Consider the following 7,628-nt stretch of genomic DNA (forward strand, 5'->3'; position numbering starts at 1 on the left):
CCAGTTTCAAAAGCCCGTTTTGACCGACGGGCTTTGAATTTATTAAAGCGCGGGTGGCGAAATTGGTAGACGCACCAGGTTTAGGTCCTGACGTCCGCAAGGATGTGCGGGTTCGAGTCCCGCCCCGCGCACCACTATTTGAGATTTTCAGGACGATTGCCGCAGGGCCTTGAAGTGCCGTGTGCCAGTCCGTCTTTTACATATTCTGGATATTAGGAGTAGATCATGGCCGTGACTGTTGAAACCCTGGAAAAACTGGAACGCAAGATGACCTTGACCTTGCCGGTCAGCGCCATCCAGTCTGAAGTTGACTCACGCCTCAAACGCATGGCGCGCACAGTCAAGATGGACGGTTTCCGTCCCGGCAAGGTCCCCATGAATGTGGTGGCCCAGCGTTACGGCTACTCGGTGCATTACGAAGTCATGAACGACAAGGTCGGCGAGGCTTTCTCGCAGGCCGCCAATGAAGCCAAGCTGCGTGTGGCTGGCCAGCCGCGCATCAGCGAAAAAGAAGGCGCGCCCGAGGGTGAGCTGGCTTTTGATGCCGTCTTTGAGGTCTATCCTGAAGTGAAAATTGGCGATCTGGCCAATGCGGAAGTTGAAAAGCTGACGTCCGAAGTCAGCGACGAAGCGATTGACAAAACCGTGGATATTCTGCGCAAGCAGCGCCGCACCTTTGCCCAGCGCGCCATGGACGCCGCGGTCCAGGACGGTGACCGCGCGACCATCGACTTCGAAGGCAAGATCGACGGCGAAACCTTTGCCGGCGGCAAGGCGGAGGCTTTCCAGTTCCTGGTCGGTGAAGGCCAGATGCTCAAGGAATTCGAAGACGCTGTTCGCGGCATGAAAAGCGGCGAAAGCAAGACCTTCCCGCTGAGCTTTCCGGCCGACTACCACGGCAAGGACGTGGCCGGTAAACAGGCCGACTTCCTGGTCACGGTGAAAAAAATCGAAGCTGCGCACCTGCCTGAAGTCAACGAAGCGCTGGCCAAGTCGCTCGGCATTGCTGATGCCAGCGTCGAAGGTTTGCGCGCCGACATCAAGAAAAACCTGGAGCGTGAAGTCAAGTTCCGCCTGCTGGCCCGCAACAAGAACGCCGTGATGGACGCATTGGTGGCCAATTCCGAACTGGATGTGCCTCAGGCGATTGTCCAGGCCGAACTGGACCGCATGGTGGAAGGCGCCCGCGCCGACCTCAAACAACGCGGCATCAAGGATGCCGACAAAGCGCCGATTCCCGACGATATCTTCCGCCCGCAAGCCGAAAAACGTGTGCGCCTGGGGCTGGTGGTGGCCGAACTGACCCGCGCCAACAACCTGTTTCCCACCAATGAGCAGATCAAGGCCCATGTGCAGGAGCTGGCGTCCAGCTACGAGAAGCCTGAAGATGTGGTGCGCTGGTACTTCGGCGATGAAAAACGCATGGCCGAAGTCGAGTCGGTGGTGATTGAAAACAATGTCACCGACTTCGTGATGGGCAAGGCCAAGGTTGTTCAAAAAACCGTTGCTTTTGACGAACTGATGGCGCAGAACTGACCGGTTGGCGCCCGTTGGGCAAATTTCTGATTCAGGGGCTTGCGGCTACGGCTTCAAGCCCCATTTATTTTGGGTAAAGTAGCTTCACAACCCGGAGAACACATGATTTACAGCAGCGCACAGGAAATTCAGGGCCTTGGCATGGTGCCGATGGTGATCGAGCAGTCTGGCCGCGGTGAGCGGTCGTATGACATTTATTCGCGCTTGCTCAAGGAGCGCGTGATTTTCCTGGTCGGGCCGGTTAATGACCAGACCGCCAACCTGGTGGTGGCGCAGTTGCTCTTCCTGGAGAGCGAGAATCCCGACAAGGACATCTCCTTCTACATCAACTCGCCGGGCGGCTCGGTGACCGCCGGCATGGCAATTTACGACACCATGCAGTTCATCAAGCCGGACGTGTCCACCTTGTGTACCGGCATGGCCGCCAGCATGGGCGCGTTCCTGCTGGCCGCGGGCACCAAGGGCAAACGCTTTTCGCTGCCCAACTCCCGCGTGATGATTCACCAGCCCTCGGGCGGCGCTCAGGGCCAGGCGACTGACATTGAGATCCACGCCCGCGACATCCTCAAGACACGCGAGCAGCTCAACCGCATCCTGGCCAACAACACCGGCCAGACGGTCGAAAAAATCGAGCGCGATACCGAGCGCGACTACTTCATGTTTGCCGACGAGGCCAAGGCCTATGGCGTGGTGGACGAGGTGATCAGCAAGCGTCCTTAGTCCCCCCACGCAACAACTGGTCAGTTGCGATACGGCAACGGCGTTTTCTGTAACAGAGAACGCCGTTTTTATTTGGTTATCATTGACTTACCATCCCTTTCGGGACCCATAAAGGCACCTCATCAATGGCCGAGAAAAAAGGCTCTTCCAGCGAAAAAACCCTGTACTGCTCCTTCTGCGGCAAAAGCCAGCATGAAGTTAAAAAGCTGATCGCGGGGCCGTCGGTCTTCATCTGTGATGAATGCATCGACTTGTGCAACGAAATCATTCGTGATGAGTTGCCTGCCGGGGAAGATGTGCGCGAGACGCGTGGCGACCTGCCGACACCGCTGGAAATCAAGACCACGCTGGACGGTTACGTGATTGGCCAGGAACCGGCCAAACGCACGCTGGCCGTCGCGGTTTACAACCACTACAAACGCCTTCGTCACAAGGACAAGGCCAAAAAAGACGAGGTTGAGCTGACGAAGAGCAATATTTTGCTGATCGGCCCGACCGGTTCCGGCAAGACGCTGCTGGCCCAGACCCTGGCGCGCACCCTCAATGTGCCGTTTGTGATGGCCGATGCCACCACGCTGACGGAGGCTGGCTACGTCGGTGAAGACGTCGAAAACATCATCCAGAAGCTGCTGCAAAGCTGTAACTACGAAGTCGAGCGCGCCCAGCAGGGGATTGTGTACATCGATGAAATCGACAAGATCTCGCGCAAGTCCGACAACCCGTCGATCACGCGTGATGTGTCGGGCGAGGGCGTGCAACAGGCCTTGCTCAAGCTGATCGAGGGCACGATGGCATCCGTGCCTCCGCAGGGTGGCCGCAAGCATCCGAATCAGGATTTCCTGCAGGTGGACACCACCAACATCCTGTTTATCTGCGGCGGTGCCTTCTCAGGTCTCGAAAAAGTTATCGAAAGCCGTACCGAGGCCTCAGGCATCGGTTTCGGTGCAGCCGTCAAAAGCAAGAAGGCGCGCAGCCTGACTGAATCCTTCAAGGACGTGGAGCCGGAAGACCTGATCAAGTTTGGATTGATCCCCGAACTGGTGGGCCGCATGCCGGTGGTCGCCACCCTGGCCGAGCTGACCGAAGACGCGCTGGTGCAGATCCTGACCGAGCCGAAAAACGCGGTGGTCAAGCAGTTCAGCAAGCTGCTGTCCATGGAGGGTGTGGATCTGGAAATTCGACCCTCTGCGCTCAAGGCGATTGCCCGCAAGGCGCTGGCGCGCAAAACGGGCGCCCGTGGCCTGCGTTCCATTCTGGAGCAGTCCCTGATCGATACCATGTTTGACCTGCCCAACACCAGCAACGTCGAAAAAGTGGTGGTCGATGAATCGACCATCGAGGAAAACAAGGCGCCACTGCTGGTTTACCGAGAGTCTGCCAAACAGGCCTGATACTCACGCGCCAGGCCGGGTTGAAAACCAGCCAGCGCCCCCCACGTTCGAGGTTATTGTTGTTGCCGAACCATGAAAGCCTGATACCCGTCACGATGCCAGGGCTTTCGTTCAAGGCTTACCTTTAAGGTTCTATGTCCGCACAAACCACACTGCCCTCCAGCCCGATCGACCTGCCACTGCTTCCGCTTCGCGATGTGGTGGTCTTTCCCCACATGGTGATTCCGCTGTTCGTGGGCCGGCCCAAAAGTATCAAGGCTCTCGAATCGGCGATGGAGGCCGAGCGCCGCATCATGCTGGTGGCCCAGAAAACCGCGGCCAAGGACGAGCCTTCTGTAGAGGACATGTTCGAAGTTGGTTGCGTTGCGACGATTCTGCAGATGCTCAAACTGCCCGATGGCACGGTCAAGGTGCTGGTCGAAGGCCAGCAGCGCGCCAAGGTCAACAAGATCGAAGAAGGCGAGCTTCACTTCAACGCCAATGTGACGCCGGTTGAGCCGGAAATTGCCTTGCCCGGCGACAAGACCAGCGAAGTCGAAGCCTTGCGCCGCGCAGTGATGCAGCAGTTTGACCACTACGTCAAACTCAACAAGAAAATCCCGCCCGAAATCCTGACATCGATCTCCAGCATCGACGATGCGGGTCGCCTGGCCGACACGATCGCCGCGCATCTTCCGCTCAAGCTGGATGCAAAACAGGTCATCCTTGATTTGGCCCCGGTCAAGGCCCGTCTTGAAAACCTGTACGAGCAACTCGAACGTGAGGTCGACATCCTGAATGTCGACAAAAAAATCCGCGGTCGCGTCAAGCGCCAGATGGAGAAGAACCAGCGCGACTTCTACCTGAACGAACAGGTCAAGGCGATCCAGAAGGAACTCGGTGAAGGCGAAGAGGGCGCAGACATTGAGGAGATCGAGAAAAAGATCAAGGCCGCCAAGATGCCGCAGGAAGCCCGTAAAAAGGCCGAGGCCGAACTCAAAAAACTCAAGCTCATGTCACCGATGTCGGCCGAGGCTACGGTGGTCCGCACCTACATCGACGTGCTGACCGGCCTGCCATGGAGCAAAAAAACCAAGATCAAGCACGACCTGGCCAATGCCGAAGTGGTGCTCGACGAAGACCACTACGGGCTGGAAAAGGTCAAGGACCGCATCGTGGAGTACCTCGCAGTGCAGCAGCGTGTGGACAAATTAAAGGCGCCTATTTTGTGCCTGGTCGGCCCTCCCGGTGTCGGCAAGACCTCGCTGGGCCAGTCGATTGCCAAGGCCACCGGCCGCAAGTACGTGCGTATGGCCCTCGGTGGCATGCGTGATGAAGCCGAAATCAGAGGCCACCGCCGTACCTACATCGGCGCGTTGCCGGGCAAGGTGCTGCAAAGCCTGACCAAGGCCGGTACGCGCAATCCGCTGTTTCTGCTTGACGAGATCGACAAGCTGGGCACGGACTTCCGCGGCGACCCTTCCAGCGCCTTGCTGGAGGTGCTGGACCCCGAACAGAACCACACCTTCGGTGATCATTACGTTGAAGTCGATTTCGACCTGAGCGACGTGATGTTTGTGGCAACTTCCAATTCCATGAACATTCCGCCGGCCTTGCTGGACCGCATGGAAGTGATTCGCCTCTCGGGTTACACCGAAGACGAGAAAACCAGCATCGCCATGCGTTATCTGTTGCCCAAGCAGCTCAAGAACAATGGTGTCAAGGACGGCGAACTCGATATCCAGGAGCAGGCGGTGCGCGACATCGTGCGTTACTACACGCGTGAAGCCGGCGTGCGTTCACTGGAACGCGAGCTCTCCAAAATCTGCCGCAAGGTGGTCAAGGGCATCCAGCTCAAGAAGATGGAACCCAAGGTCACCGTAACGGCGGACAACCTCAACGACTACCTGGGTGTGCGCAAGTTCGACTACGGCCGTGCCGAGAACCACAACCAGGTCGGCCAGGTGGTGGGTTTGGCCTGGACAGAGGTTGGCGGCGACCTGCTGACGATCGAGGCGGCCATGATGCCGGGCAAGGGTGTGATCACGCGTACTGGCTCACTCGGCGACGTGATGAAGGAATCCGTGGAGGCCGCGCGCACCGTGGTGCGAAGCCGTGCGCGGGTGTTGGGCATCAAGGATGAGATGTTCGAAAAACGCGACATCCATATTCACGTGCCCGATGGCGCCACGCCCAAAGATGGCCCCAGTGCGGGTGCGGCCATGACCACGGCCTTTGTGTCGGCGATCACCGGTATTCCGGTGCGCGGCGATGTCGCCATGACCGGCGAGATCACCTTGCGCGGAGAAGTGACCGCTATTGGTGGCTTGAAGGAAAAGCTGCTGGCCGCGCTGCGCGGCGGCATCAAGACCGTGATCATTCCAGAAGAGAACGCCAAGGATTTGCAGGAGATTCCCGAGAACGTGAAAAACGGCCTCGAGATCGTGCCGGTCAAATGGATTGACCAGGTGCTGCAGATTGCACTGGTGCATCAGCCGGTGCCTTTGCCGGAAGAGGATCCCGCCGTGGCATCGGCCGCCGCCCCGGCGCCTGCAGCCGAAGTGGCCGGCAGCGTCAAACATTGATTGTTCAAATTTTCAGGGCATCTTTTAAAACGCGCAAAAAAGTACGCTATAATTTGAGGCTGTAATCGCGGGAGTAGCTCAGTTGGTAGAGCGCAACCTTGCCAAGGTTGAGGTCGAGAGTTCGAGACTCTTCTCCCGCTCCAATTCAAAAGGGCAGCACGTTAAAATGCTGTCCTTTTTCTTTGGGTCGTACTGTTAGTAGAATTGTTTTATTGAGCCGGACAGATCAAGGCGCGGTAACAAAGCGGTTATGTACCGGATTGCAAATCCGGCTAGCCCGGTTCGACTCCGGGCCGCGCCTCCACCCAGGTTGTTTGCCAGCCCCAGCTTGGGGCTTTTTTGTTTCACAATGAATGCCCTGCCCGGGTGGTGAAATTGGTAGACACATGGGACTTAAAATCCCCCGCTTCCTTGATCGGGGCGTACCGGTTCGATTCCGGTCCCGGGCACCACATGACAGTTTCCTGATGCATGGCCAGCTCCTGGCGTTGCAGCTTCCCCCTTCCGTGGTCATGTTTATTTCAGGCTGCAACTGGTTAAGATAGATTCATGGCGCGTTACACCACCCCTCCTTTCGAAATTCACGTTCACGGCGAAGTGCCCTTGCGTGACGACATTGGTTTTGAGCAATTGCAGGATGCGCTCAAACCACTGTGGGCTTACGCCGGCGCAAAATCGCTGGCGGCGGGTGCGGCCAGCGTGTACGAGGAGGAGCCGGGCATTCGATTCGACGCCCAGCAGCATTTGCTGCAGTTGTGCTGGACGGTTCCGGGCGACGAGGACTTCCGGCAAGTGCTCGACGAAGTATGCATGGCTCTCAACGAAATGGCTGTCAGCGGTGCACCGATTGAAGTCACGTTTTACGATGCAGATTTCGATGAGGATGAAGAGCGCGACGGCGATGAAGCCAAGGACGATTTTGCGATGTATTTCGTCGGTCCCACACCGGCCGCCATCATGCAGGTTCAGCGTGATCTGCTGGTGCAGGACATGATCGGCCTGATGGAGCGGCATTTTGATGCCACGGAACTCGGTGATGTGGTGGCGGCGGTGGACAAGTTGTTCGAGCAGCGCTTTGAAACCCTGGTCAATTCCATGCAGTTGGGCCGCCCTCCGCGCGGCTTGGGCGGGCCGCAGGGCGGGTCTGGTCACGGGGGTGGTGGGCGCAAGCCGCGCCACCTGCACTAGGGTCTGGGAGCCTGGGCGTCTTCCTCCAGCCTGAAGCCCAGCCCGCGAAGATACACCCGCAGGACGTCCTGGCCGTCGGAGACCAGGTCAAAACAGGCGCTGTCCAGCAACCAGTTCTGGATCAGGCCGTCGATGATGGCGTGCAGCCCCCCTGCGGCGGTAGCTGGCGGGACGGGCAACTCAATGAACTGTTCCCCGGCTGCCGCCAGCAAGCCGCGCTGGACCTGCC

Annotated in this window: 5 protein-coding genes, 4 tRNA genes and 1 pseudogene; 9 read left to right on the forward strand and 1 reads right to left on the reverse strand. The window is 58.2% G+C overall.

The genetic code is table 11. The annotated features are described in order from the left end of the window. Nucleotides 1-47 precede the first annotated feature (47 nt). The 9 genes from ACH2CW_RS12010 to ACH2CW_RS12050 all read left to right on the forward strand — a co-directional run bounded on the left by ACH2CW_RS12010 (nt 48) and on the right by ACH2CW_RS12050 (nt 7,399). Nucleotides 48-134 (forward strand) — tRNA-Leu (locus ACH2CW_RS12010). Nucleotides 135-225: 91 nt separating this feature from the next. After that, nucleotides 226-1,536: a trigger factor gene (tig, locus tag ACH2CW_RS12015; RefSeq protein WP_395058398.1), complete on the forward strand. Its 1,311-nt coding sequence runs from the start codon at nt 226-228 to the stop codon at nt 1,534-1,536. A gap of 102 nt (nt 1,537-1,638) precedes the next feature. Then, entirely contained in the window at nt 1,639-2,256 is a 618-nt protein-coding gene (gene clpP, locus ACH2CW_RS12020; protein WP_395058400.1) for an ATP-dependent Clp endopeptidase proteolytic subunit ClpP, read from the forward strand. Between the two features lie 125 nt (nt 2,257-2,381). Further along, nucleotides 2,382-3,647: an ATP-dependent Clp protease ATP-binding subunit ClpX gene (gene clpX, locus ACH2CW_RS12025; protein ID WP_395058402.1), complete on the forward strand. Its 1,266-nt coding sequence runs from the start codon at nt 2,382-2,384 to the stop codon at nt 3,645-3,647. 134 nt (nt 3,648-3,781) lie between these two features. Further along, nucleotides 3,782-6,211: an endopeptidase La gene (gene lon, locus ACH2CW_RS12030; RefSeq protein ID WP_395058404.1), complete on the forward strand. Its 2,430-nt coding sequence runs from the start codon at nt 3,782-3,784 to the stop codon at nt 6,209-6,211. A gap of 67 nt (nt 6,212-6,278) precedes the next feature. Continuing rightward, nucleotides 6,279-6,354 (forward strand) — tRNA-Gly (locus ACH2CW_RS12035). A gap of 87 nt (nt 6,355-6,441) precedes the next feature. Next, a tRNA-Cys gene (locus tag ACH2CW_RS12040) sits at nt 6,442-6,515 on the forward strand. 56 nt (nt 6,516-6,571) lie between these two features. Continuing rightward, nucleotides 6,572-6,663, forward strand: a tRNA-Leu gene (locus ACH2CW_RS12045). A gap of 97 nt (nt 6,664-6,760) precedes the next feature. After that, the gene (locus ACH2CW_RS12050; RefSeq protein ID WP_395058406.1) at nt 6,761-7,399 is read left to right on the forward strand and encodes a DUF6806 family protein; all 639 of its coding nucleotides are present in this window, start codon (nt 6,761-6,763) and stop codon (nt 7,397-7,399) included. On the opposite strand, the pseudogene ACH2CW_RS12055 reads toward ACH2CW_RS12050, so the two are convergent. Next, nucleotides 7,396-7,628, reverse strand: a pseudogene (locus ACH2CW_RS12055) (TetR family transcriptional regulator); the annotation flags it as partial. The gene ACH2CW_RS12050 and the pseudogene ACH2CW_RS12055 sit on opposite strands and share 4 nt — an antisense overlap.

This window comes from Polaromonas sp. (genome assembly GCF_043778355.1).
Lineage (GTDB): Bacteria > Pseudomonadota > Gammaproteobacteria > Burkholderiales > Burkholderiaceae_C > Polaromonas.